General features: G+C 40.4%; 24 protein-coding genes, 1 rRNA gene and 1 riboswitch. Of the genes, 24 read left to right on the plus strand and 1 reads right to left on the minus strand.

The genetic code is table 11. The features are described 5' to 3' along the window. The 17 genes from rrf to ACQKEV_RS13090 form a co-directional block, all read left to right on the plus strand. Positions 1 to 99, plus strand: a 5S ribosomal RNA gene (gene rrf, locus ACQKEV_RS13010); the annotation flags it as partial. Positions 100 to 783: 684 nt separating this feature from the next. Next, on the plus strand, positions 784 to 1,326 hold the full coding sequence (locus tag ACQKEV_RS13015) for a DUF2179 domain-containing protein (protein ID WP_427446680.1): 543 nt from the start codon (positions 784 to 786) through the stop codon (positions 1,324 to 1,326). Continuing rightward, positions 1,323 to 1,511: an NETI motif-containing protein gene (locus ACQKEV_RS13020; protein WP_427446682.1), complete on the plus strand. Its 189-nt coding sequence runs from the start codon at positions 1,323 to 1,325 to the stop codon at positions 1,509 to 1,511. The genes ACQKEV_RS13015 and ACQKEV_RS13020 overlap by 4 nt, the downstream gene beginning before the upstream one ends. A 98-nt stretch (positions 1,512 to 1,609) precedes the next feature. Then, positions 1,610 to 1,710: riboswitch (purine riboswitch) on the plus strand. Positions 1,711 to 1,923: 213 nt separating this feature from the next. Next, on the plus strand, positions 1,924 to 2,412 hold the full coding sequence (gene purE / locus ACQKEV_RS13025) for a 5-(carboxyamino)imidazole ribonucleotide mutase (protein WP_427446684.1): 489 nt from the start codon (positions 1,924 to 1,926) through the stop codon (positions 2,410 to 2,412). After that, positions 2,409 to 3,533, plus strand: coding sequence for a 5-(carboxyamino)imidazole ribonucleotide synthase (gene purK, locus ACQKEV_RS13030; RefSeq protein WP_427446686.1), 1,125 nt, complete (start codon positions 2,409 to 2,411; stop codon positions 3,531 to 3,533). Before purE ends, purK begins: the two co-directional genes overlap by 4 nt. Positions 3,534 to 3,545: 12 nt before the next feature. Next, positions 3,546 to 4,841 (plus strand): adenylosuccinate lyase, encoded by a 1,296-nt coding sequence (gene purB, locus ACQKEV_RS13035; protein ID WP_427446688.1) that lies wholly within the window; start codon positions 3,546 to 3,548, stop codon positions 4,839 to 4,841. A 14-nt stretch (positions 4,842 to 4,855) separates the two neighbouring features. Next, positions 4,856 to 5,572, plus strand: a complete 717-nt coding sequence (gene purC / locus ACQKEV_RS13040; protein ID WP_427446690.1) for a phosphoribosylaminoimidazolesuccinocarboxamide synthase — start codon at positions 4,856 to 4,858, stop codon at positions 5,570 to 5,572. Continuing rightward, entirely contained in the window at positions 5,569 to 5,823 is a 255-nt protein-coding gene (purS, locus tag ACQKEV_RS13045; protein ID WP_269926268.1) for a phosphoribosylformylglycinamidine synthase subunit PurS, read from the plus strand. The genes purC and purS overlap by 4 nt, the downstream gene beginning before the upstream one ends. After that, positions 5,820 to 6,506, plus strand: a complete 687-nt coding sequence (gene purQ / locus ACQKEV_RS13050) for a phosphoribosylformylglycinamidine synthase subunit PurQ (RefSeq protein WP_427446693.1) — start codon at positions 5,820 to 5,822, stop codon at positions 6,504 to 6,506. The genes purS and purQ overlap by 4 nt, the downstream gene beginning before the upstream one ends. Next, the gene (purL, locus tag ACQKEV_RS13055; protein ID WP_427446695.1) at positions 6,490 to 8,721 is read left to right on the plus strand and encodes a phosphoribosylformylglycinamidine synthase subunit PurL; all 2,232 of its coding nucleotides are present in this window, start codon (positions 6,490 to 6,492) and stop codon (positions 8,719 to 8,721) included. The genes purQ and purL overlap by 17 nt, the downstream gene beginning before the upstream one ends. Next, positions 8,697 to 10,118: an amidophosphoribosyltransferase gene (gene purF / locus ACQKEV_RS13060; protein WP_427446697.1), complete on the plus strand. Its 1,422-nt coding sequence runs from the start codon at positions 8,697 to 8,699 to the stop codon at positions 10,116 to 10,118. Before purL ends, purF begins: the two co-directional genes overlap by 25 nt. 12 nt (positions 10,119 to 10,130) lie before the next feature. Further along, a complete protein-coding gene (purM, locus tag ACQKEV_RS13065) occupies positions 10,131 to 11,195 on the plus strand; it encodes a phosphoribosylformylglycinamidine cyclo-ligase (protein WP_427446699.1) in 1,065 nt (354 codons plus the stop codon). Then, positions 11,185 to 11,757: a phosphoribosylglycinamide formyltransferase gene (gene purN / locus ACQKEV_RS13070; protein ID WP_427446701.1), complete on the plus strand. Its 573-nt coding sequence runs from the start codon at positions 11,185 to 11,187 to the stop codon at positions 11,755 to 11,757. The genes purM and purN overlap by 11 nt, the downstream gene beginning before the upstream one ends. 170 nt (positions 11,758 to 11,927) lie before the next feature. Beyond that, positions 11,928 to 13,463, plus strand: coding sequence for a bifunctional phosphoribosylaminoimidazolecarboxamide formyltransferase/IMP cyclohydrolase (purH, locus tag ACQKEV_RS13075; protein ID WP_427446703.1), 1,536 nt, complete (start codon positions 11,928 to 11,930; stop codon positions 13,461 to 13,463). A 15-nt stretch (positions 13,464 to 13,478) separates the two neighbouring features. Then, positions 13,479 to 14,735 carry a phosphoribosylamine--glycine ligase gene (gene purD / locus ACQKEV_RS13080; RefSeq protein WP_427446705.1) on the plus strand — a complete coding sequence of 419 codons (1,257 nt, stop codon included), beginning with the start codon at positions 13,479 to 13,481 and terminating at the stop codon, positions 14,733 to 14,735. A gap of 188 nt (positions 14,736 to 14,923) precedes the next feature. Next, positions 14,924 to 15,358 carry a hypothetical protein gene (locus tag ACQKEV_RS13085; protein WP_427446707.1) on the plus strand — a complete coding sequence of 145 codons (435 nt, stop codon included), beginning with the start codon at positions 14,924 to 14,926 and terminating at the stop codon, positions 15,356 to 15,358. Between the two features lie 227 nt (positions 15,359 to 15,585). Beyond that, the gene (locus tag ACQKEV_RS13090; protein ID WP_427446709.1) at positions 15,586 to 16,362 is read left to right on the plus strand and encodes a hypothetical protein; all 777 of its coding nucleotides are present in this window, start codon (positions 15,586 to 15,588) and stop codon (positions 16,360 to 16,362) included. A 241-nt stretch (positions 16,363 to 16,603) separates the two neighbouring features. On the opposite strand, the gene ACQKEV_RS13095 is transcribed toward ACQKEV_RS13090, so the two are convergent. After that, positions 16,604 to 17,449 (minus strand): MBL fold metallo-hydrolase, encoded by an 846-nt coding sequence (locus ACQKEV_RS13095; protein ID WP_427446711.1) that lies wholly within the window; start codon positions 17,447 to 17,449, stop codon positions 16,604 to 16,606. Between the two features lie 452 nt (positions 17,450 to 17,901). Between ACQKEV_RS13095 and ACQKEV_RS13100 the strand changes: the two genes are divergently transcribed. The 7 genes from ACQKEV_RS13100 (at position 17,902) to ACQKEV_RS13130 (ending at position 23,457) form a co-directional block, all read left to right on the plus strand. Continuing rightward, a complete protein-coding gene (locus ACQKEV_RS13100) occupies positions 17,902 to 18,084 on the plus strand; it encodes a hypothetical protein (protein ID WP_427446713.1) in 183 nt (60 codons plus the stop codon). A 109-nt stretch (positions 18,085 to 18,193) separates the two neighbouring features. Next, entirely contained in the window at positions 18,194 to 18,553 is a 360-nt protein-coding gene (locus ACQKEV_RS13105; protein ID WP_427446715.1) for a YybH family protein, read from the plus strand. Between the two features lie 209 nt (positions 18,554 to 18,762). Further along, positions 18,763 to 19,266 (plus strand): DUF2716 domain-containing protein, encoded by a 504-nt coding sequence (locus ACQKEV_RS13110; protein ID WP_427446717.1) that lies wholly within the window; start codon positions 18,763 to 18,765, stop codon positions 19,264 to 19,266. 280 nt (positions 19,267 to 19,546) lie between these two features. Then, positions 19,547 to 20,197, plus strand: a complete 651-nt coding sequence (gene catA, locus ACQKEV_RS13115) for a type A chloramphenicol O-acetyltransferase (protein WP_427446719.1) — start codon at positions 19,547 to 19,549, stop codon at positions 20,195 to 20,197. Positions 20,198 to 20,407: 210 nt separating this feature from the next. Next, positions 20,408 to 20,785: a CopG family transcriptional regulator gene (locus tag ACQKEV_RS13120; protein WP_427446721.1), complete on the plus strand. Its 378-nt coding sequence runs from the start codon at positions 20,408 to 20,410 to the stop codon at positions 20,783 to 20,785. Between the two features lie 524 nt (positions 20,786 to 21,309). Continuing rightward, positions 21,310 to 22,002 (plus strand): hypothetical protein, encoded by a 693-nt coding sequence (locus ACQKEV_RS13125; protein ID WP_427446723.1) that lies wholly within the window; start codon positions 21,310 to 21,312, stop codon positions 22,000 to 22,002. A gap of 495 nt (positions 22,003 to 22,497) precedes the next feature. Beyond that, on the plus strand, positions 22,498 to 23,457 hold the full coding sequence (locus ACQKEV_RS13130; protein ID WP_427446725.1) for an NAD(P)-dependent alcohol dehydrogenase: 960 nt from the start codon (positions 22,498 to 22,500) through the stop codon (positions 23,455 to 23,457). Positions 23,458 to 23,532: the final 75 nt, after the last annotated feature.

Consider the following 23,532-nt stretch of genomic DNA (forward strand, 5'->3'; position numbering starts at 1 on the left):
AGAGGTCACACCCGTTCCCATACCGAACACGGAAGTTAAGCTCTTTAGCGCCGATGGTAGTTGGGGGTTTCCCCCTGTGAGAGTAGGACGTCGCTAGGCAAAGTAAAAAACCGGTACCTTCCGAGGTAGCGGTTTTTTTGTGGTCTTTTTTAAGGGTTTGAACAGGAGCGTAGCGGAAAAAAGACCATTAAGAGGTTTAAAGCTATTTATGTTTTGAACCCGCACCCGCACCCGCACCCGCACCCGCACCCGCACCCCCAAATGGGAGCCATTCAACGTCAGTGGAATGGCTCTTTTCTGTTGGAGAGGGATTCTTTAGAGGAAGTGGATTAAAAGGCTTCGATTGGTTCAGCAAGTAAACTTGTGAGTGAGACGGCTTTGAGCGATAAATTGGCTCATATGAGCGATAAATCTTCCGAGTGAGCGATAAATCCCCAGTGTGAGCGATAAACACCGCTATATGAGCGATAAATATTCGAAAGCACCTCTCGAGAACAAAAACTTGTTTCATTAGCCAACATAACTTGCCTTATGAGAAACCACAATATGATCCCCCTGGCCATAAATTAAGTACGATTGATAAATCTCCAGTGAAATGCACAATCTAATTAATAAATTCCCCCTAATATTAAACCTCCCACTACATAGTAATCTCACGATGAGACAAACTACGTAATACATAACAAGCTTTACAATTTACGGAAATACAGCAAATCCCTTGTATTATGAAGGTTTCTCCCATAAGATAGGGGCTTAAAGTTTTTCTTAGAAGGGAAGTCTAAAATGAGTTCTGAAGCCCTGATGATGGTCTTAATTATATTTAGCATAAATATTGTTTATGTGTCGTTTTTTACAGTGCGCATGATTATGACGCTGAAAGGCTATCGCTATTTCGCAGCGTTTATCAGCACAATTGAAGTGGTCATTTATGTTGTCGGACTTGGTTTGGTATTGGACAACTTAAATGAAATCCAAAACCTCGTTGCGTATGCAGTTGGTTATGGAACAGGAGTCATCGTAGGTACGAAAATTGAAGAGAAGATGGCACTTGGTTACATTACGGTGAATGTGATTACGACGGAGGAGAATCGTGTATTACCTCGACTTTTGCGTGATAAAGGGTATGGTGTAACGGATTGGGAAGCAAATGGTCTTGAAGGAAACCGTAAAGCGATGCAAATTCTGACTCCACGAAAATATGAATTGAAACTGTATGCAACGATTAAAGAGCTTGATCCCAAAGCTTTCATTATTGCGTATGAGCCGAAAACGATCCATGGCGGATTCTGGGTGAAAACGGTTAGGAAAGGAAAGCTATTTAAATGAAGAAAAAGACGGTGTGGTTTGAAGTCGCAGAGAATGAAACGATTGATGATTGTTTGAAACGGATGCAGGCGGAAGGGTATATGCCAACTGGCAGAAGAGAAGAGCCGATGTTCCAGGAAGTGAATGGAGAAATCGTTCCTATTCGCCAAATCATTCAATTTAAAGGTACGTACATCTCTGAATAACCAAAAAATAGGCTAAAAACCGAACGATATTGTTTTCTGAAAATTTATCGTTCGCATTTAAGCGTTGACGCAAGCTCTACCTCTTGTTAAAATGTGAATATAGGAACAACGATACTCCCCATATATGCTAAAGAATTGGCTTTAGCGTCTCTACCAGGTCACCGTAAATGACCGGACTATGCGGGAAAGCAACTTTTGGATGTTTGAATGAAGGAAGTGAGTCTGCATATGTATATGTCAGCTATTCATGACCCAATTTCTATAAAGTCCTCAAGTAAACTGCTTTTCATGCATAATGAGCAGTTTATTTGAGGACTTTTTACTTTTTTTCAATAAAAAGATTTCTATGTTAAGTTAAGCGCACACAAAATAAAACAGCGCTTTCAGCTTTTCAATAAAGGAGCGATTTCAGATGAATGCAAAAATCGGCGTGATCATGGGAAGCTCGAGTGATTGGGAAACAATGAAACATACATGTGACATATTAGATGAACTGCAAGTTTCTTATGAAAAAAAAGTAGTATCAGCTCACAGGACGCCAGACTTAATGTTTGAGTATGCCGCCTCAGCAAGAACAAGAGGAATACAAGTGATTATTGCTGGTGCAGGTGGAGCAGCGCATTTACCGGGTATGGTTGCGTCTAAAACGACGTTACCGGTTATCGGGGTTCCAATTCAATCTAAAGCATTGAACGGGCTTGATTCATTATTATCGATAGTACAAATGCCAGGCGGTGTTCCTGTTGCAACAGTAGCAATCGGCAAAGCCGGTGCAACGAACGCAGGGTTGCTTGCTGCGCAGATGCTGGCAATGACTGATCAAACGCTGGCACATAATCTTGATTTGAGACGTGAAGCAACGAAGGAAAAAGTATTTGAGAGTAACGGTGACCTCATATGATGAAAACCATCTCACCCGGGCAAACAATCGGAATTATAGGTGGAGGTCAATTAGGACGCATGATGGCTTTGGCAGCCAAGGAAGCTGGATTTAAAATTGCCGTACTCGACCCAGGGATGGAATCGCCTTGTGGTCAAATCGCAGACATCCAAATCGTTGCACCATATAACGATCAAACGGCACTGGAAGAACTTGCAGATGTAAGTGATGTCATTACGTACGAATTTGAAAATATTGATTATGAAGGACTTAAGCGATTATCAGAATTCGCTTATCTTCCCCAAGGGGCAGAACTTGTCCGTATTACACAAAATCGGATTACTGAAAAAGCGGAGATTCGCCAGGCGGGTGTACCGGTTGCAAACTATATTGTTGCGACAAGTATTGTAGAATTGAAAGCGTGTATAGATGAAGTCGGTTTCCCTTGTATCGTCAAAACGGCTTACGGCGGTTATGATGGCAAAGGTCAAGTGAAGCTTGAGTCAGAAGCAGATTTAATGCTAGCTGCACCATTATTCGATCATGGAGCGTGTGTTGCGGAAGCTTACGTGCCATTCGTTAAAGAAATTTCAGTTATCGTACAGCGTAATGGGAACGGGGAAACCTATTGTCTGCCTGTCGGTGAAAATGTTCATAAAGATCATATTTTACACGAAACGATTGTACCAGCTCGTGTAACTGAATCGATTCTGACACAAGCTACAGAAGCGGCTGAACAAATTGCGGATCATCTGCAGTTAATCGGTACTTTGGCAGTTGAAATGTTTGTGCTGCAAGATGACACGATTGTAATCAACGAGTTGGCGCCACGTCCTCATAACTCAGGACATTATTCAATAGAAGGTAGTACGATTTCGCAGTTTCATCAGCATGTGCGTGCTATTTGCGGGTGGCCACTACGGAAACCGGTGCTGCATCAACCGACGGTCATGGTCAATGTGCTTGGAGAACACGTCGTTCCCTTATCGAACGCGATTTCCAAATACCCAGACTGGTCCATTCATCTATATGGCAAAGAAGAAGCAAAAACAAAACGTAAAATGGGGCATGTGACCATTTTGACAAACGATTTAAAACAAACACTACAAGAAATCGAGCATTCCGGCATTTGGTCGGAATAGAAGGAGAACTTTATGATTGAACGTTATACTCGCCCTGAAATGGGAGCAATTTGGACAGAACAAAATAAATACCAAGCATGGTTGGAAGTTGAGATATTAGCATGTGAAGCATGGGCTGAACTTGGTGATATCCCGAAAGAAGACGTAGCGAAAATTCGTGCAAATGCTTCATTTGATATCAACCGTATCCTTGAAATTGAAGAAGAAACGCGTCATGATGTTGTGGCTTTCACACGTGCTGTTTCCGAAACATTAGGGGATGAGCGTAAATGGGTTCATTACGGTCTTACATCAACAGACGTAGTGGATACAGCTCTTTCATACATCATCAAGCAAGCGAATGAAATCCTTCGTAAAGACTTGAACAATTTCGTTGAGATCTTGGCGAATAAAGCAAAAGAACATAAATTCACAGTCATGATGGGACGTACGCATGGCGTGCACGCTGAGCCAACGACTTTCGGCTTGAAACTAGCATTATGGCATGAGGAAATGAAACGTAACGTTGAGCGTTTTGAAGCGGCTGCGAAGTCAATTGAAACAGGCAAAATGTCTGGTGCAGTTGGTACCTATGCAAACATCGATCCTTTTGTAGAGAAATATGTATGTGAAAATTTAGGCATTACGGCATCACCGATTTCAACGCAAACATTGCAACGTGACCGTCATGCGCAATACATGAGCACACTAGCATTGATTGCGACGTCTGTTGAGAAGTTTGCAACAGAAATTCGTGGACTGCAGAAATCAGAAACACGTGAAGTGGAAGAATCATTTGCAAAAGGTCAAAAAGGATCTTCGGCAATGCCACATAAACGTAACCCGATTGGTTCTGAGAACATGACTGGTCTGGCTCGTTTGATTCGCGGATATATGTTGACTGCTTATGAAAATGTATCTTTATGGCATGAACGTGATATTTCACATTCATCAGCTGAACGCGTCATTTTACCGGATGCAACGATTGCTTTAAATTACATGCTGAACCGTTTCGGTAACATCGTGAAAAACTTGACGGTATTCCCAGAGAATATGAAACGCAATATGGACAGTACCCTTGGTTTGATTTACTCACAACGTGTCCTTCTTGCCTTGATTGACAAAGGGATGGCTCGTGAAGAAGCGTACGATACAGTGCAACCTTGTGCGATGGAAGCATGGGAAAACCAAATTGCTTTCCGTGGGGTCGTTGAACAGAACGAAACGATTACTTCACAACTGTCCAAAGAAGAATTGGATGATTGCTTTGACTATAACTACCATATCCAACATGTCGACATGATTTTCGAGCGTCTCGGACTAAACTAATCGGGGGAATTCACGTGGAAAAAGGTCAGCTTTTGTATGAAGGTAAGGCGAAACGATTATATACAACAGACAAAGAAGATATTCTTTTTGTGGAATACAAAGATAGTGCAACTGCATTTAACGGAGAAAAGAAAGCCGAAATCGCAGGTAAAGGTACGTTGAATAACCGAATCACCTCTTTACTGTTTGAAAAATTGAAAGCTGCAGGCATTGATTCTCATTTCGTTGAGCAATTATCCGATCATGAGCAATTAGTGAAAAAAGTTGACATCATTCCTATCGAAGTCGTCATTCGTCAGGTCGCAGCGGGCAGTCTAGCTAAACGCCTCGGACTACAAGAAGGAGTAGAACTCGCGCGTCCAATTGTCGAGTTCTACTTTAAAGACGACGAACTTGGCGATCCGCTTATTACAGAAGAACATATCGAGATTTTGGGCATTGCTTCACAAGAAGAAGTTCTAGCTCTTTATGAAAAGGGTCTACAAGTTAACAAGATACTAACTCAATTCTTTAAAGAAATCGGTGTTATTTTAGTAGATTTCAAATTGGAGTTTGGTCGTGACGATAAAGGAAATGTGTTGCTTGCAGATGAAATTTCACCTGATACGTGCCGCTTATGGGACGAAAAAACAAAACAAAAGCTGGACAAAGACGTGTTCCGCAGAGATTTAGGTCAATTAACAGATGCATACGAAATCATACTATCCCGCCTAGGAGGAATCACACAATGAAAAAAGTAAAAATCTATGTAACGTTACGTGAAAGTGTACTAGACCCACAAGGTTCGGCAGTAATGGGCGCTCTTCATACCATGGGCTACAACGAAGTAGCGGATGTTCGCATTGGCAAGTACTTAGAAGTTCAAGTGGATGATTCTGAAAGAGAACTAGACGTGGTAGTTAAAGAGATGTGTGAAAAACTATTAACGAACACAGTGATTGAAGATTATCGGTACGATGTCGAGGAGGCTGTCAGCAAATGAAGTTTGCAGTCCTCGTATTCCCCGGATCTAACTGTGATTTAGATATGTATCATGCAATTAAAGATGAGCTTGGTGAAGAAGCTGAATATGTTTGGCACGATACAAAAGATTTAAGTGGCTATGATGGCATTCTGCTGCCTGGTGGATTCTCTTATGGAGATTACTTACGTTGTGGGGCAATTGCCCAATTCTCTAACGTTATGAGTGAAGTAAAAAAAGCGGCTGATGCCGGTAAACCGGTTCTTGGTATTTGTAATGGATTCCAGATTTTGACCGAAGCTGGCTTGCTACCAGGTGCCTTACTTCGCAATAAAAACTTGAAGTTCATGTGTCGCACAGTGGAGCTAACCGTTGTCAATAACAACACCATCTTTACAGGCGAATATGCGAAAGACCAAGTGATTCAAGTTCCGATTGCACATGGTGAAGGAAACTATACATGTGATGAAGAGACACTTGCTTCATTAAAAGCAAACAATCAAATTGTTTTCACTTATACGAATGATAATCCTAACGGCAGTGTGGAAGATATCGCAGGGATAATTAACGAACGTGGTAATGTCTTAGGAATGATGCCACATCCAGAACGTGCGGTGCACGAACTGATTGGTGGAACGGACGGACTAGCACTATTCAAATCTATCGTTAAACAGTGGAGGGAATCTCATGTCAGTCATGCTTGAACCAAATCCTCAGCAAATTAAAGAACAGAAACTATATGCTCAAATGGGTTTATCAGATTCAGAGTTTGAGATGGTCGAAAACATTTTAGGACGTAAACCGAACTATACGGAAACAGGATTGTTTTCAGTAATGTGGTCGGAACACTGTTCTTATAAAAACTCGAAACCAATCTTACGTAAGTTCCCAACGACTGGTCCTCGTGTACTTCAAGGTCCTGGTGAAGGTGCTGGAATCGTCGATATCGGTGATGGACAAGCAGTTGTGTTCAAAATGGAATCACATAATCATCCATCAGCTATCGAGCCTTTCCAAGGAGCGGCAACTGGTGTTGGCGGAATCATCCGTGACGTTTTCTCAATGGGAGCCCGTCCGATTGCGATGCTGAACTCATTGCGTTTTGGGGAATTGACAAGTCCACGCGTTCGTTATTTGTTTGAAGAAGTGGTTGCAGGAATTGCAGGATATGGGAACTGCATCGGCATCCCAACAGTAGGTGGCGAAGTTCAGTTTGACGACTGTTATGCAGGAAATCCATTGGTCAATGCGATGTGTGTGGGCTTGATCAATCATGAAGATATTCAAAAAGGTGTTGCTTCAGGTGTCGGCAATACGGTGATGTATGTAGGGGCCAAAACAGGTCGAGACGGAATTCATGGCGCGACATTCGCATCGGAAGAATTAAGTGAAACTTCTGAAGAAAAGCGTCCGGCCGTTCAAGTGGGCGATCCATTCATGGAAAAACTATTACTTGAAGCGTGTTTGGAGCTTGTAAAATCAGATGCACTTGTCGGGATCCAAGACATGGGTGCGGCAGGATTAACTTCTTCCTCAGCTGAAATGGCTTCTAAAGCAGGTTTCGGAGTAGAGATGAATCTTGATTTGATTCCTCAACGTGAATCAGGAATGACGGCTTACGAAATGATGTTGTCTGAATCACAGGAACGTATGTTGATCGTAGTGAAAAAAGGACGCGAAGCAGAAATTGTAAAGCTTTTTGAAAAATACGATTTGGATGCTGTCGCTGTCGGTCATGTAACAGACGATAAAATGCTTCGATTGCTTCATAAAGGGGAAGTTGTAGCAGACGTCCCGGCAGATGCTTTGGCTGAAGAAGCACCGGTTTATTATAAACCTTCAAGCGTGCCAGCTTATTACACGGAATATCAAGCAATGGAAAATGTAGAACCTCAAGTTGCTGATTATAAAGAAACATTGATCAATTTATTGAAACAACCAACTATTGCGTCAAAAGAATGGGTATATGATCAATACGACTATCAAGTGCGTACGAGTACAGTGGTAGCACCAGGTTCGGATGCAGCGGTCGTGCGTGTTCGTGGCACGAACAAAGGACTTGCGATGACGACAGACTGTAATTCACGCTACATTTATCTGGACCCGGAAACTGGCGGGAAGATTGCGGTCGCGGAAGCTGCACGTAATGTCGTTTGTTCAGGCGCAAAACCACTGGCAATTACAGATTGCTTAAACTTTGGAAATCCAGAGAAGCCAGAGATATTCTGGCAATTGGAGAAGTCGGCTGATGGGATGGCTGCAGCGTGTTTGGCACTGGAGTCCCCTGTTATCGGCGGGAACGTATCTCTTTACAACGAGCGCAGTGGAGTGGCTGTTTATCCAACACCTACAATTGGCTTGGTTGGGTTAGTTGAAGATTTATCACATGTAACGACACAAGACGTAAAAAATGCTGGTGACCTGGTTTATCTCATCGGTGAAACGATGACTGAATTCGGTGGCAGTGAACTTCAAAAAATGGTGGAAGGCCGTATCTTTGGTCAAGCACCTTTAATTGATTTACAAGTGGAAGTTGCTCGACAAAATGCACTTCTGCAAGCGATTCAAGCTGGCTTCGTTGCTTCGGCTCACGATATTGCTGAAGGTGGCTTTGCCGTAGCATTAGCTGAGAAAACGTTCGGTGCTAAAAACCTTGGTGTGGATGTAACGATTTCAGGTTCGACGATCACGGCTTTATTCAGTGAATCACAATCGCGCTTCATCGTGACCGTGAAACCACAACATGCGGCAGCGTTCGAAGAAATCGTAACAGATGCAGTAAACATTGGAATGGTTACATCAGATACGTCCGTCATCATTCGAAATGAAAATGGCGAAGAGTGGGTGTCAGGTTCTGTTGAAGAATTCCGATCTGCTTGGAAAGGAGCAATTCCATGCTTGCTGAACTCAGAGGCTTAAACGAAGAGTGTGGCGTTTTTGGAATTTGGGGAGACCCGAATGCAGCACAGATCGCCTATTACGGATTGCATGCACTTCAACACCGTGGCCAGGAAGGAGCGGGGATTGTCGTAACGGACGGTCAATCGCTTCAAGCGGTCAAAGGGGAAGGGCTTGTCAATGAGGTATTCAGTGCAGGCAAGCTCGATCATTTGCAAGGTTATGGTGCGGTAGGCCATGTACGTTATGCAACTGCAGGAGGCGGGGGGATTGAAAACGTCCAGCCTCTTTTATTCCGCTCGACGACTGGGAGTCTAGCGATTGCACACAATGGCAATCTAGTGAATGCGAATCATTTAAAACAACATTTAGAGCGTCAGGGAAGCATTTTCCAGACTTCTTCAGATACAGAAGTATTGGCTCATTTAATTAAAAAAAGTGGCTATTCATCGTTTGAAAAACGCGCGAAGAATGCTTTATCACTGCTTAAAGGTGCCTTTGCCTTCGTCATGATGACGGAAGACGAAATGATCGTTGCCAACGATCCAAACGGGTTGCGTCCATTGTCTTTAGGAAAACTGGGTGATGCGTGGGTGGTTGCTTCGGAAACATGTGCATTCGATATTATCGGTGCCGAAGTAGTACGCTCCGTTGAACCGGGTGAGTTTTTGATTATCAACAACGACGGCTTGCGTGTGGAACGCTTTGCATTCCCTGCAAAACGCTCGATTTGTACTATGGAGTACGTCTACTTCTCACGTCCTGATTCAGATATTGATGGCATTAACATTCATACGGCACGTAAACGATTAGGAAAAGAATTAGCGAAAGAAGTACAAATTGAAGCAGACGTCGTGACAGGTGTACCTGACTCCAGTATTTCAGCAGCTATTGGTTTTTCAGAAACTACGGGAATTCCTTACGAATTAGGGTTAATCAAAAACCGTTATGTCGGTCGTACATTTATTCAGCCTTCACAGGACTTGCGTGAACGTGGTGTGAAAATGAAATTGTCACCCGTCCGCCAAGTGGTAAACGGCAAGCGTGTCGTGATGGTTGATGATTCCATTGTCCGCGGAACCACATCGAGACGTATTGTTACGATGTTAAAAGAAGCAGGAGCAACGGAAGTACATGTTGTCATCAGTTCTCCGCCTATTAAAAATCCATGTTTCTATGGAATCGATACGAGTTCAAGTGAAGAACTGATTGCTTCCAACAATAGCATCGAAGAAATAAGAGAATTGATTGGGGCAGATTCACTGACATTCCTTTCGGTTGAAGGAATGGTTCGTGCAATCGGTCGAACGGATGAAGGTCCTGAAGCTGGACATTGTTTAGCTTGCTTTACAGGGAATTATCCAACTGAAATATACGGAGATACGATTTTACCGCATCAAAAAGAATTGGTTCGCTAGGAGGCGACAGGGATGTCAAAGGCATATGAACAAGCTGGCGTAAATATTGAAGCGGGTTACGAAGCTGTAAAGCGAATGAAGTCTCATGTGGATCGAACAGCTCGTAAAGGCATTATGGGTGCATTCGGTGGTTTCGGTGGGATGTTTGACTTGTCGTCACTCGATTATAAAGAACCGGTATTGATTTCAGGTACAGACGGTGTCGGGACCAAATTGAAATTGGCATTTATGACCGATACACACGATACAATCGGGATCGATTGCGTGGCAATGTGTGTCAATGACATCGTGGCTCAAGGAGCTGAACCGTTATTTTTCTTAGACTACCTTGCTGTCGGTCAAGCAAAGCCTGAAAAGATCGAGCAAATTGTCAAAGGTGTTGCAGATGGTTGCGTACAAGCAGGTGCTGCATTAATCGGTGGGGAAACGGCAGAGATGCCAGGTCTTTATGAAGAAGATGAATACGATGTGGCCGGGTTTGCCGTCGGGGTAGCCGAAAAATCGAATATCGTGACTGGTGAAAAGATTCAAACAGGTGACGTGCTCGTTGGACTTGCATCTAGTGGCATCCATTCAAATGGTTTTTCACTCGTACGTAAAATTGTCTTTGCTGATCAAGGGTATGAAATTGATTCGTATGTTGCAGGCTACGAACACTTAGGTCGTATCGGGAAAGCCTTATTGAAACCGACAAAAATTTATACAAAACCGGTTCTTGCCCTCCATGAAGCATTAGACATCCACGGTATGGCACATGTAACTGGTGGAGGTTTTTACGAAAACCTGCCTCGCATGATGCCTGCAGGTCTTGGTGTTGAAATTAAACTAGGTTCATGGCCTGTTTTGCCTGTGTTTTCAATGTTGAAAGAAAAAGGGTCTCTGGAAGACCGTGATTTGTATAATGTTTTCAATATGGGCATTGGTTTCGTCGTTGCACTTCCTGAAGAGCAAGCGAATCAAGCCATTCGACTATCGGTGGAAAACGGTGAAAATGCTTATGTCATTGGTAGAGTGGTAACAGGCGAAGGCGTTCAATTTAAAGGAAACCATGACGGGAGTCTGAATGATGAACAGTAAGCCAAAGGTGGCGATTTTTGCTTCCGGCAGTGGAAGTAATTTTCAAGTCATCACGGACGCAGCAAGAGCTGGCGATTTAGATGCCGATATTGTGGCGGTTGTTACAGATCAGCCACAAGCTTTTGTCGTGGAACGAGCTAAAACAGCTGGTGTTGCCGTAGTGGCTCTCCGCCCGTCAGATTTTGCGTCAAAAGTCGATTATGAACAATCTATTTTGCAAGAACTGAAACAGCTCGAGGTAGAATGGTTGGTGCTGGCTGGTTACATGCGGTTGATCGGGGATACGTTGCTGACTGCCTTTGCCAATCGCATCGTCAACATTCATCCTTCTTTGCTGCCTTCATTTCCAGGTAAAGATGCGATCGGGCAAGCATTGGCGCATGGCGTCAAGGTAACTGGTGTGACCGTGCATTATGTGGATGCAGGAATGGACACAGGTCCCATCCTTTCGCAACAAGCGGTCGAAGTTGCAGAAGGAGACCGTGAACAAACAGAACAACGCATTCATGCGGTTGAACATGTGCTTTATACTAAAACGTTACAGCAATTATGGAGTCTGTAGAACTTCGGAATGGAATGTCTTTTTGGAGAGGAATCATGTCTTTTTGAGAGCGAATGGACAGAAAACCTGGATGAGTGGACAGAAAACCAAAATGAATGGACAGAAAAGTCGTAGCCTTCGTTCCTGGCACAACTTCACAAAACTAGCTTTCACTATAGGAGGACTTTCATATGACAAAACGTGCCCTTATCAGTGTGTCAGATAAATCAGGGATTCTTGAATTCGCAAAAGAGTTAGAGACATTAGGCTATGAAATATTATCAACAGGTGGTACGAAAGCGTATTTGCAGGAAAATGGCGTAGCCATTACACCGGTCGATCAAGTAACAGGATTCCCCGAAATATTGGGCGGCCGTGTCAAGACGCTAAATCCGATGATTCACGGCGGTCTTCTTGCCAAGCATGACGATGCCGATCATCAAGCACAAATGAACGAACATGGCATCCAGCCAATCGAAGTGGTCTGTGTTAACTTATATCCATTCCGTGAAACGATTTCAAAACCAGATGTGACTGCTGACGATGCGATTGAGAATATTGATATCGGTGGACCGGCAATGTTGCGTGCGTCTGCGAAAAATCATGCCTATGTAACCGTCATCACGGATGCAACGGATTATCCTGCGGTTTTGGAAGAATTGAAAGCAACTGGTAAAACGACTTTAGAAACGCGTCGTCGTCTTGCAGCAAAAGTTTTCCGTCATACAGCTTCTTATGATGCTTATATTTCGGGTTATTTAACGGATCTTGCAGGTGAAGAATTCCCTGAGCAAGTAACATTTACATATGAATTGAAACAACCGTTGCGCTACGGAGAAAATCCACATCAGAAAGCAGCGTTCTATCAACGTGCACTAGGATCGGAATTCTCAATTGCTTCTGCACAGCAACTACATGGGAAAGAGCTTTCCTACAACAATATTCAAGATGCCAATGCAGCCATTCAAATCGTTAAAGAATTTGAATTGCCAGCTGCAGTCGCAGTGAAACATATGAATCCATGTGGGGTTGGAATCGGTGAAACGATTGCTGAAGCGTTTGCGAAAGCGTACGAAGCTGATAGCATGTCCATTTTTGGTGGTATCGTTGCGTTAAATCGTGAAGTGGATGGCCAAACGGCAGAACAACTTTCAGGGATCTTCCTTGAAATCATATTGGCTCCTTCATTCTCTGAAAAGGCTATGGAGATTTTGACAAAGAAGAAAAATATTCGACTGTTGACGATTCCATTTGAACAGAACAAAAAAGATAAATGGAACACCGTTTCAATCGAGGGTGGCTTGTTGATGCAAGAACCGGATGCACATGGATTCGCACAAGCGGACGTCCGTGTTGTGACGGATCGTCAACCAACCGAAGAAGAATGGGCTGCACTGAAGCTTGGTTGGAGCGTAGTCAAACACGTGAAATCCAATGCGATTGTTGTCACAGATGCTCAAATGACGCTTGGCGTCGGTGCTGGGCAAATGAATCGTGTCGGTGCTGCCAAGATTGCATTAGAACAAGCTGCAGAAAAAGCACAAGGTGCATCACTTGCTTCAGATGCCTTTTTCCCAATGAATGATACCGTTGAAGCGGCTGCAAAAGCAGGCATTACGGCAATTATTCAACCAGGTGGATCAGTGAAAGATGAAGATTCAATTGCCAAAGCCAATGAATATGGAATTGCAATGGTCTTCACTGGAGTTCGTCATTTCAAGCATTAAGAGGAGGATATTTGAATGAAAGTACTCGTTATTGGTAGTGGTGGGCGTGAACACGCCATTGTACGTCAATTCAATAACTCTCCATCTGTAACCGAAGTGTTTGTAGCTCCTGGAAATGATGGCATGAGAAATGATGCAACATGTGTGGCGATCGAAGCACTTGAATTTGATATGCTGGTTGCATTCGTTCAGGAAAATGCCATCGATCTGACATTTGTCGGACCTGAACAACCACTTGCTGCAGGAATCGTTGACCGTTTCGAGGCGGAAGGTCTGCGTATTTTCGGCCCTACGAAAGCGGCTGCCCAAATCGAAGGTAGTAAAAACTTTGCCAAGGAACTGATGAAGAAATATGGCATTCCTACCGCTGCTTATGAAACGTTCACGGATGTCAAGGAAGCCAAAGCGTATATCGAGAAAATGGGTGCACCGATTGTTGTGAAAGCAGATGGACTTGCTGCCGGTAAAGGCGTAGTCGTTGCCATGACCGTGAAAGAAGCAATTAATTCTGTGGAAGACATGATTGGCAACCAAAAGTTTGGGGACTCATCTTCTCGTGTAGTCATTGAAGAATTCCTCGATGGAGAAGAGTTCTCTTACATGTCGTTTGTTCATAAAGGGCAGATTTACCCAATGGTCATTGCCCAGGATCACAAACGTGCATATGACGGTGACCGGGGACCAAATACTGGTGGAATGGGCGCTTATTCACCTGTGCCACACATTTCGGAACTTGTCGTTCAAGATGCATTCGAAGCGATTGTCGCACCTACTGTAGAAGCAATGGCAACTGAAGGAACACCATTTACCGGTATTCTTTATGCTGGCTTGATTTTGACTGAGGATGGACCGAAAGTGATTGAATTTAATGCTCGTTTCGGTGATCCAGAAACACAAGTCGTGTTGCCACGTATGGTTTCGGATTTTGGTGAATTCATGAACGCACTTCTTGATGAAACACCATTTGAATTGGAATGGTCGGATGAAGAAATGCTAGGGGTAGTAGTTGCCGCTGATGGTTATCCCGATAAAGTAGAAAAGGGAGCTAGATTGCCCGATTTAACAAAGCTGAATGAACATGTGCAAGTATTTCATGCAGGCACAATAGAAGTGAATGAACGCTTCGTTGGCAATGGAGGCCGAGTGATTCTGTTCGCAGCGAAATCAGATTCACTGGCGGATGCTCAAAAACAAGTGTATAACGCGTTATCTGAATTGAAGTGGGATGGATTTTTCCATCGAAACGACATTGGCTGGCGTGCGTTGAAATAAGTTAAGTTAAAAAGGTTGTCCTCTAACGATTAGAGGACAACCTTTTTTGCATTTAGCAAGGTGATTAATTTTTAAGAATGGGATATTGATTTGGATATTTATGTTAATATTAATTTAAGATTGTGAAGATTTCGGTTCAACTAATGGTGCAGGATAGTTTAAGCAGCAACAAAAGGAGATGAACTGAAATGGAATACAACATGAAACCCCATAGATATCCAATGGTTATGACCATCATTTTTGTCCTATTTATGAATGTAGTAGTGGATTACTTTGGCGGATCTTCATCTCTATATCTATTAGTTTTACTAGTAGCCGTTGTATTTGCTCTAATTCGATTTAGATTTAACATCCAAGACGAGAATTTGGTTTATGAGATATTAATTTTCGGTAAACCCATCGTAAAACAGAGAATTTTTCCTGAAGATATAATCCAAATGAAATTCACACGAATCGGTTGGGCAAAGAAAGCAGCCAAAATAAAAGTAAGTAAAGGGATTAACGTAAGGTTAGCTGTTCTCGAACCACCAAAAGCGTATGACCATTTAATTGAGTTTGCAAAGAAACACGACATAACCATAATTAAAACAAAAGATTACTTGATATTGGAGAGGATGAAATAAATTTCTTATTCAAAAAACGATGCAGGTTGGCAGAGATTGACTATAACAAGAAATAGATAAAATAGGCGAAACTAATTTTCGTGTATATGGTCAGGTTGAACAACCTGGTTCCCTAGCACAAATGTTAGCCTTTGAAAGAGTAAAACCCCAGTGGACTGTTATGTTCATCATCTTAATTGAAACCGTGGATTAATATATCCAAAACAACTAAAGGAGACAACTATACAATGAGGAATTTAATAAAAATCATCTTAGCAACAATCGTTTTTGTTTCATTGCCCTTCGCGACAATAGAGAATTCAGCGAGTGCAGCATCACCTGTAAAAATCATGTGGGGGAAAACAGAATTAAAGATTGGTCAACTTGGGAAATTGACAGTCATACTAGACACCCCGTTAGTCAAACTGGCATCTGATGGTACGATTACAACTGTTCGAACATTGAAAAAAGGTGAAGAATACCGAGTATACAGCTACAAGTCTAATTCTAATGGATTGTATGGTGTTGGGGCAGGCAGCTTCGTTCAAAAAAATGCAAGTATCAAATACGAAACTCCATCTAAAAGAAAACTCGAGATATTAGCGTTTAAGAAACTTTTTCAAGAAGCAAATACTTTACAAACTAGCACGACTAGAGGCTATTTCACAAAACTAGACTTGCTAGCACTTTTTAACTCTCATTTCACCGATTGGTTTACACTACAATTCATCTCACACAGTATGATGAAAAAAGATATAAACGGCGTAACACACTATCACTTCATGCAAGGTACAGATTTCATTAATACAAATTATTTTGTTGCGGATACCTTCACTTGGAGTGGAAAAACTTCCATCATCCACTATCAAGTACCTACTGTCGATAAGAACAACAAAAAGGGCGTAGCTAATCTTGTGAAAATCAGTGAAACCATTAATGAAGAGATGGGGTCCTATACCCTGACTATTATCTTGGAGAAAATGGAGAATGGAAGTTATAAGATATCAGAAGTCCAAAGGAATTAAGAGTGAGACATTCCTTTGAACGGTCGATGAAAGTCTTATGAAAAATAATGTGCAATGTGACATCTGAACACAACCCCGAAATGGACACTTAAAAAAAGTAGCACAAACATTATCAAAGCGATATTAAATTTATTCGTGAACATGGAAAAGAATGGATCTAAGGTAGGTTGAACTAAAGGTCTAAAATAAGCAACAGCCATCTCAGTTTCAATTGAGATGGCTGATGTATTTTAAAGAATAATTACGAATGAATAATTTGGTCATTCACAAATGCTTTTATAAAAAACAATTCATTATCATTAGGGTCTCTTTTATTTTCTCCTTTAAAGCTTTCTATAGCATTTATTAGTGAGGTAGATTTTACAACTTGACTTGCTGTTGTTAACTCTTTCCAGTAAAGATTCATTTCATTTGAATCGCAGATAGATTCATGACCAAGTAGGAACATTTCAGCATCAAATTTTTGAATGTCTTCAATCATAGGCAATAACAAAGATTGCTTGAAATGAAATAAAGAATCTGTGGTTGTACCATATGCACAATCACCTAAAAAAATAACTTTTTCATCAGGAATATAAATAATTGTAGAATCATCTGTATGAGTACTTTTAATTTTTTCGAGTATGCAAACTTTATTTCCCAAATCAATAGTTAATGTATTTTCAAAGATTATATCTGGAGAGTGCAACTTAAAACTATCCCTGTTTGGCATGTCATCTTGAATAATCTTCATACACATAGCACTCATCTGATTATTATTCACATACTTTTGAAGCGAACTATCGTCATAGGAATAACTTGTCCATTCATTTATTAGTTCGTTTGATTCCCTGTTAACTATAACAGTTGCTCCAAATTCATTCATTCCCAGGAAATGATCCCAATGTGCATGTGTAATAACTAAATATTTAACTGGTGGTACATTTAGCTTCTCGATTTCTAGTAAAAAGTCTTTTGCATGCTGAGTAGAATTACCAGAGTCTATTATTAAACTATATTGGTCACCATATACCAACCCTAATGTTGGTCGTTCTCTATCATCTTGATTAGATAAATAATAAATAGCATCACTTAATTTATTTAACATGTTATATATCTCTCCTCTATTCTAGATATTAATTCTATGAAAGAGAAAATCTACATGTGTATTTTAAAGATTAATAAAATAATTTAAGATTTTCTCATGTTATTTTTTCACCATTGGACTTGTGCCTCCTTTTTCATCTGTGGAAAAGTGTACCATATTACGAATTAAATTAACTGTTTATTGTGATGATTCTTATTACTTGTAGTTATTATTTCTGTTATTGTGAAGTGACTACTTCCTCATTGGCAAATTAATATGTATACATAACACGATACTTTTGAGATTGAATCGATTTTTTGCGAACGGAACATCCCTTAACTATTACAAAGGAGTATTTAAATGATTGATAATAATCTGTTGATTACTTTCAAAAATGATCTTCACAAGTATTCATTGGAACAGCTAAGATATATTTCTGAAATTCAGACAGCAAGGAAGACCTAATTAGCAGGATGAATCAGTTAATTCTAAGATTGATTCAATGGGAATCGAAAGTGAATAATATTAACCCAAATAATAAGGTTGAACATGGCGGGTTCGGATGGCTGAAAGCAAGGGAATGGTATGATTTGGTTGGAATGCATTTTCGTCATCACTTGCGTCAAAAAGATGAGTTAGAAAGTTACATATTATAGGTGAACATTAGAAGTAAAGCTTTTTTTCATTAGTCGGTAAAATACTAAAGGTTGTAGGAGAAAAAAATCTTAGAAAGACAATTATAAGAGATGATTGGAGGGTATAAAATTGGAGGTATTACACAATTACATCCAGGCAACAAACACTCATAAATTTGATGAAGTTAAAAAACTTCTTCATCCTAATGCTGTTTATTACTTCTCAGATCGAAATTGTACAACTCACGATGAAATACAGACATATTTTGAAAACGCATGGTCAATTGTTAAAAATGAAAACTACGAAGCGCAAGATGTGCACTGGCTATACTCAGGAAGTAATTCAGCAACTTGTACTTATACCTATTTCTATGAAGGTTTTATCAATGATAAATACGCAAGCGGTCATGGAAGGGCCACAAATGTCTTCGTCAAAGAATCCGATGTCTGGCTTTTAATTCACGAGCATTTAAGTCCCTTACCCAAATAATTTTTAAAAGCGAGACGTTCTATACCATTAGACGTTTTTTTTTTTCCTTCACATAATATGTCAACACTACAATAAGTCTTGTTCACGGATGCTTTACTTCAAGATGGAGTAAAGCATTGTTTCTTATTGAACTAAGAGGCAAGTTAGTTGAACAAGAATTGATATAATAACCCCCAATAAATAAAAGCATCGTAAAGGTGGCTATTCAAATGGAAAATTGGATTGAATTATCAGCATTAGAATATAAAGATGTATGGGATAGGATATATGATGAATTTAATTTTGAACCAAGCATATCAAACTTCCCATCTTTTGAAGTTCCAAATCCATTTATCACATATGATGTATCCTCGTATTTTAATTGGTCCGGAGATTCAGATACATATGATGAGATTAATAATGATCTAGAAGATAAGTCATTGCTTGTTTTTCAAGAACTCACTCAGAAGAATGAATATATGTATGCGGTAGATTGGCAGCATCCAGGTTATTGGATAAACCCCCGTTTGGAGTTTCCAAAAAGTGAGTTTGATGAATGGACAGTACCTATTTTTCCAGACGGTGATTATTATTTTTTTATTCAAAAGAATTTTGAATGGGGATTATTAGGACACCATTGGGAAGAGACCATCACTATTTTTGGAAAAGAATTGATAAAAGGTTTTGAAAAACATCAACCGAGAATGTTTCAAAAGATATTACGTCAGGGATAATTTAAGCCTTATTTAACTTACGGATGTTTTAAGTCAAGATGGAGTAAAGCAGTATTAACTACTGTAAATAATTAATTCTAATTGGTGTATTAGTTGAAGTTAGTCAGACTGCTCAAGCAGCTCTTTTTCTTCTTGATCAACTAACAGCTTAGGTTAGTTGATCAAGGACTATGTTTGATTTAGTATTTTAAACAAAGAATTGTTAAGAGGTGAGTGGTTTGGTGAAAACAGACGATTAGCCTCCTGAAAATAAAGAACACAATTTTAGGAGGCTAATCAAATGAAGTTTAATTTAATAGATAGAGAAAAATGGGATAGAAACCCGTATTTTGAGCATTTTTTAAATCTAAAGTGTACTTATAGCATAACAGCAAATATAGACATCACAACGTTATTGGAACAGCTTAGTAACAAAGGAATTAAGCTATACCCTACCTTTATTTACATGGTCAGCAAGACAGTAAATTCTTATGAAGAATTTAGAACCTGCTTTAATGATGATGGTGTTCTAGGGTATTGGGATAAAATGATACCAAGTTATACAATCTTCCATAGTGATAATAAATTATTTTCAAGCCTATGGACTGAGTTTTCTAATGAGTTTAATGTCTTTTATAAAAATTATCAAAGTGATGTAAAGCAATACGCTGACGTTAAAGGTCTCTTTGCAAAAGATAATGAGCCCAAAAATACTTTTCCTATATCTAGTATTCCTTGGGTTAGTTTTACTGGCTTTAACCTAAATATAAATAATGATAGCAACTTTTTATTACCCATCATTACAGGGGGGAAATATTTAAATAAGAAAGATAAAACGTTGTTGCCTATTTCATTACAAGTGCATCATGCTGTTTGTGATGGATATCACGCTAGTACATTTATAGAGGAGTTGCAGCAATTAGCTAATAATTGTCATGATTGGCTTCCTTAAAATAAGCAAATGAGTGCTCGTTTTAATTTAATTAAGGAGTTGTTTTAGCGACTCCTTTTCTTATTGAACTAACTCACCATTAGTCCAATAAGGTATTATAGAAAATTAATAACCATCTGTATACCATCCATAAAGATGTTTTACAGATGGTTATTTTTAGTTGTATAATACCATATATATACAATAAGATGGTGAGAGGATGGTAATAAGATGGCTGAAACTGAAAAGATAACAATAAACATGAATGTTGTGGATTTGGGAAAAGTTGATTTATTAGTTGAACAGGGTTTTTATTCAAATCGTACAGACTTTATTAAAACATCTATCCGTAATCAATTATCAGTTCATGCAAATGTTGTTGATCATATCATTACAGATAAATCGTATTTAATTGGAGTAAGTCTTTACAGTAGGGAAAGGCTTGAGAAAACACTAGAACAAAACAAAATCTTAGATATAAAAGTAGTCGGAATGGTTGTTATTGCAGATGACATAGACGAAGAATTAGCGTCTAAAGCAATAAAATCTTTAAAAGTATTTGGGGTACTAAAAGCACCTCCAGAGATAAAAAAAGTTTTAAAACAATAAGCAGTCAAAACAGGAGGATAAAAGACGATGCCCATTGTGGTAGCTTTTACAAACGTTATTATCATTTGTCTAACACAGGGCTGGTATTGGGCTTCACTTGAATGATGGCTATTTCACCATATGTAATGTATTGGATGAGAACTTAATAATCAAAAAAAGAAAAGAGGACCAAATTTCAAACATACAACTATCTGAGAGACATACATGTTATTCAACGAACGAGTGCTTTACTTCAAGATGGAGTAAAGCATTTTTTCATATTGAACTAACGAAGCCCCCGTTATTTCAATATGAAGGTATTTTGATAGTGGTAAGGAAGATGTTTTTTTATAAAAGCAATAAAAGAGTTCAATCAAAATTTGGGTTCTTATTTTGTTTTTTAAAATTTTGTACTAGATTTTTAAAACGATGACTATTTTAATAAACCGGAACTTTTCTGGTGTTGGAACACGGTGTAATAACAACACAAAAATACCAATCGCAAGACCGTGTTCGGCAAATACCTAAATGCAAAGGAGAAAAAAATGAAGATTACAGCCTCGAAACTAATCCGTTTGGCAGGTTTAGCAGCGATGCTGGCTGGGGTCCTTTTCATAGTTATTCAGACGATCCATCCAGCTGATATTCTTTCGTCAGTCACAACCGGTCGATGGGCATTCGTCCACTACTTGAGCATCGTCATGTGCCTACTCGGCTTACTGGGCATTACAGGAATCTATGCTAAGCAAGTGGATAAGGCAGGATGGCTTGGTCTAGTCGGCTATCTAATGCTTAGTCTCTTTTATGCATTCACCATGTGCTTTCAATTCATCGAAGCTTTTATCTCGCCGCTGTTGCCGACTGAGGCACCGAAGGTTGTGGAGAGTTTCTTGGCACTTGCCGCTGGGTCAACTGGGGAGATGAACCTCGGAGCCCTCGCAACGGTTTATACGCTAGTAGGAGTGTTATATATGCTCGGCGGACTGTTGTTTGGCATCGCGACGCTCCGCGCCGGTATCCTGCCGCGCATTGCTGCAGGCTTGTTTACCTCTGGGGGAGCTGTGTCGGCCATCGTAGTTTCGCTGTTCCCACACCCGTTCGACCGAATAGCGGCGGTGCCTTTTGGGTTCGGTTTGGCATGGCTGGGATATTCACTATGGTCTTCACGTCAAGAGAATATCTCGGAACCATTACCTAGCAGTGGAAGCACCCCGCATCACCAATCTGGAACCGAGTAAGTAGTTTCTTCCGGCAGGTCTTTATGAAACCCATTAATAAAGATCTGTTGTAAAATTTGGATAAACCAGGTGACCTTTCCAGTAATAAAGTAATCCTTACTGCAAAAACAATTGAGAAGTTAATATTCCTACTTCAACTAATGGATACTTTACTTCAAGATGGAGTAAAGCATTTTTTTAGTGAACTATCAGTGCAGGTTAATTGAAGAAGGATTAACAACTATTTAGTGGAATTTATAATGGAAAGGGTTGTAAAACAAATCCCGGAGAACCTTATCATAAATAGATGCTAATTTTTGAGGTCTAAAAAAGTAATTTTAAATATATAGATACAAGGAATTTCTCATTGTGTACCAACCCAACCTAAATCGTCATATCCCTTTCTGTACTACAGAATGAATGAAGTTCCAATTATTTTATTGAAAGGTGCAAAGGTTCGCTCAAGATTAACCAAATCTAATTACCAATCCATAAAGAATCAAGGAGGTTAGAAAGATGAGAGCAGCTATTTACAGTTCATATGGTCCCCCTGAAGTACTGGAGATAAAGGATGTCGAACGGCCAACCATCATGGATGACGATAGAGTGTTGATAAAAGTACATAACGCTTCGGTCAATACAGTAGACTTTCTGTTCCGAAAGGGCTATTTGCCTACAAGGTTGGAGAATGGTCTTACAAAACCTAAAAATCACATCCTGGGTATAGACGTTGCGGGTGCGATAGAAGCAGTCGGCAAAAACGTACACAAGTTTAAAGTTGGCGATCATGTTTTCGGCAGTTGCTTCGGATCCCATGCAGAATACGTCGCCCCTCGTGAGAATGTCTTGAGTCTTATGCCGAAGAACGTCACCTTTGAGGAGGCAGCGGCAATACCGTGTGCTGCTCAGACGGCGCTGCAAGCATTGCGAGATGTAGCAAAAATAAAGCAAGGGCAACGGGTCTTAATCTATGGTGCATCTGGCGGTGTTGGGCATTTTGCTGTTCAGCTCGCCAGATACTTCGATACTGAGGTAACAGCTGTTTGCAGTACCACGAATCTACAGTGGGTTAAAGAACTTGGAGCAGATTACGTGCTGGATTATACCAAAAAAGATTTTGCAGATGACATTAAAAAGTATGACATCATTCTCGATGCGGTTGGTAAGCGGACCTTTTTCAGTTGTTTAGGCTCACTAACCGAGACGGGTGTTTATATTACAGAACACGCTCTTTACCCCAAGTACCACCCTGTTCAACTAATGGTAAGTTCTTTGATTGGCCGAAAGAAAGCAAAGATACATCTTGCAAAACCTAATTCCAGTGATTTGGATTTCTTACGAGGTCTTGTGGAGGAAGATAGAGTAAGACCCGTAATTGAAAAAATATATCCTTTAAATCAGATTGTTGATGCCCACCGGCATGTTGAAAGTGGGCGTACAAAGGGGAAGGTCGTTCTTCAAATCAAAACGGAGTGATTGTACTTCCTTCAATTTGAACCATCTCGCCTGGTTAGTTCAAATTGAAGTTTTGAAGAAATATGTAAATGGGGG

The organism is Paenisporosarcina sp. NPDC076907 (assembly GCF_050269735.1).
In the GTDB taxonomy this organism is placed as follows: domain Bacteria; phylum Bacillota; class Bacilli; order Bacillales_A; family Planococcaceae; genus Paenisporosarcina.

What these genes read in the sequence shown, in the direction of transcription:
- ACQKEV_RS13015 (WP_427446680.1), top strand. Translation starts at nt 784, where the DNA reads ATGAGTTCTGAAGCCCTGATGATGGTCTTAATTATATTTAGCATAAAT.
- ACQKEV_RS13020 (WP_427446682.1), top strand. Translation starts at nt 1,323, where the DNA reads ATGAAGAAAAAGACGGTGTGGTTTGAAGTCGCAGAGAATGAAACGATT.
- purE (WP_427446684.1), top strand. Translation starts at nt 1,924, where the DNA reads ATGAATGCAAAAATCGGCGTGATCATGGGAAGCTCGAGTGATTGGGAA.
- purK (WP_427446686.1), top strand. Translation starts at nt 2,409, where the DNA reads ATGATGAAAACCATCTCACCCGGGCAAACAATCGGAATTATAGGTGGA.
- purB (WP_427446688.1), top strand. Translation starts at nt 3,546, where the DNA reads ATGATTGAACGTTATACTCGCCCTGAAATGGGAGCAATTTGGACAGAA.
- purS (WP_269926268.1), top strand. Translation starts at nt 5,569, where the DNA reads ATGAAAAAAGTAAAAATCTATGTAACGTTACGTGAAAGTGTACTAGAC.
- purQ (WP_427446693.1), top strand. Translation starts at nt 5,820, where the DNA reads ATGAAGTTTGCAGTCCTCGTATTCCCCGGATCTAACTGTGATTTAGAT.
- purL (WP_427446695.1), top strand. Translation starts at nt 6,490, where the DNA reads ATGTCAGTCATGCTTGAACCAAATCCTCAGCAAATTAAAGAACAGAAA.
- purF (WP_427446697.1), top strand. Translation starts at nt 8,697, where the DNA reads ATGCTTGCTGAACTCAGAGGCTTAAACGAAGAGTGTGGCGTTTTTGGA.
- purM (WP_427446699.1), top strand. Translation starts at nt 10,131, where the DNA reads ATGTCAAAGGCATATGAACAAGCTGGCGTAAATATTGAAGCGGGTTAC.
- purN (WP_427446701.1), top strand. Translation starts at nt 11,185, where the DNA reads ATGAACAGTAAGCCAAAGGTGGCGATTTTTGCTTCCGGCAGTGGAAGT.
- purH (WP_427446703.1), top strand. Translation starts at nt 11,928, where the DNA reads ATGACAAAACGTGCCCTTATCAGTGTGTCAGATAAATCAGGGATTCTT.
- purD (WP_427446705.1), top strand. Translation starts at nt 13,479, where the DNA reads ATGAAAGTACTCGTTATTGGTAGTGGTGGGCGTGAACACGCCATTGTA.
- ACQKEV_RS13085 (WP_427446707.1), top strand. Translation starts at nt 14,924, where the DNA reads ATGGAATACAACATGAAACCCCATAGATATCCAATGGTTATGACCATC.
- ACQKEV_RS13090 (WP_427446709.1), top strand. Translation starts at nt 15,586, where the DNA reads ATGAGGAATTTAATAAAAATCATCTTAGCAACAATCGTTTTTGTTTCA.
- ACQKEV_RS13095 (WP_427446711.1), bottom strand. Translation starts at nt 17,449, where the DNA reads ATGTTAAATAAATTAAGTGATGCTATTTATTATTTATCTAATCAAGAT.
- ACQKEV_RS13100 (WP_427446713.1), top strand. Translation starts at nt 17,902, where the DNA reads ATGAATCAGTTAATTCTAAGATTGATTCAATGGGAATCGAAAGTGAAT.
- ACQKEV_RS13110 (WP_427446717.1), top strand. Translation starts at nt 18,763, where the DNA reads ATGGAAAATTGGATTGAATTATCAGCATTAGAATATAAAGATGTATGG.
- catA (WP_427446719.1), top strand. Translation starts at nt 19,547, where the DNA reads ATGAAGTTTAATTTAATAGATAGAGAAAAATGGGATAGAAACCCGTAT.
- ACQKEV_RS13120 (WP_427446721.1), top strand. Translation starts at nt 20,408, where the DNA reads ATGGCTGAAACTGAAAAGATAACAATAAACATGAATGTTGTGGATTTG.
- ACQKEV_RS13125 (WP_427446723.1), top strand. Translation starts at nt 21,310, where the DNA reads ATGAAGATTACAGCCTCGAAACTAATCCGTTTGGCAGGTTTAGCAGCG.
- ACQKEV_RS13130 (WP_427446725.1), top strand. Translation starts at nt 22,498, where the DNA reads ATGAGAGCAGCTATTTACAGTTCATATGGTCCCCCTGAAGTACTGGAG.